Annotated in this window: 1 protein-coding gene; it reads right to left on the bottom strand. The window is 75.8% G+C overall.

Annotation, left to right across the window (positions count from 1 at the left end; translation table 11 throughout):
- Nucleotides 1–17: 17 nt before the first annotated feature.
- Nucleotides 18–637: hypothetical protein (locus tag DDE18_RS23220; protein ID WP_116574655.1), on the bottom strand; the 620-nt coding region annotated here is incomplete at its 5' end.

Genomic DNA, 637 nt, shown 5'->3' with positions numbered 1-637 from the left:
CTGATCGACCTGCGCGGTCACGCGGTACGCGACGACTCGGTCAGCCGTGCCTCGACCCGGCTGCCCGGGCGAGCCCGCACGCCCGCGGACGCCGCCGCGTTGCGGTAGGCGTCTCGCGCAGCGTCGGCGAGCCCGACACTGTCGAGCAGCTCGGCCAGCTCGAACCACTGCTGCGCCGCCGATCGATCCGCCCCCACCCCGGTCATCGCGAGCACCGCCTGCCGGAAGCAGGCGGACGCGCCAGGCACGTCACCCTGCGCCATCAGCACCTGCCCGGTCAGGGACAGCGCGTCCCCGCGCACCAGCGGGACCTGGTCCCCGATCGCGGCCTGCACCTGCCGGCTGAGCGCCGCGGCGCCCTCGAGGTCGCCGGTGATCAAACGCGCCCGCGCCCGGGCCAGGTCGTTGCGCGCCACGTCGACCGGGGACGCGCTCGACCAGGCCAGCTCCTCACCGGCCCGCTCCAGGTTCCGCTCCGCCTCGGACACCTCCGGCGGGTCCAGCCGCAGCTGCATCGTGCCGAGCTGGGTCCGCAGCCGAGCCAGGTTCCGGGCATCGCGGCCCTCGCCCAGCAGGGCCAGCGCCCGCTCCGCCAGCAGCACCGCGTCACCGATAGCGCCGCGGTCGGCCTCCATCA

It is taken from the genome of Nocardioides gansuensis, assembly GCF_003076135.1.
Taxonomy (GTDB): domain Bacteria; phylum Actinomycetota; class Actinomycetes; order Propionibacteriales; family Nocardioidaceae; genus Nocardioides; species Nocardioides gansuensis.
This window is presented reverse-complemented; position numbering and strand designations above follow the sequence as displayed.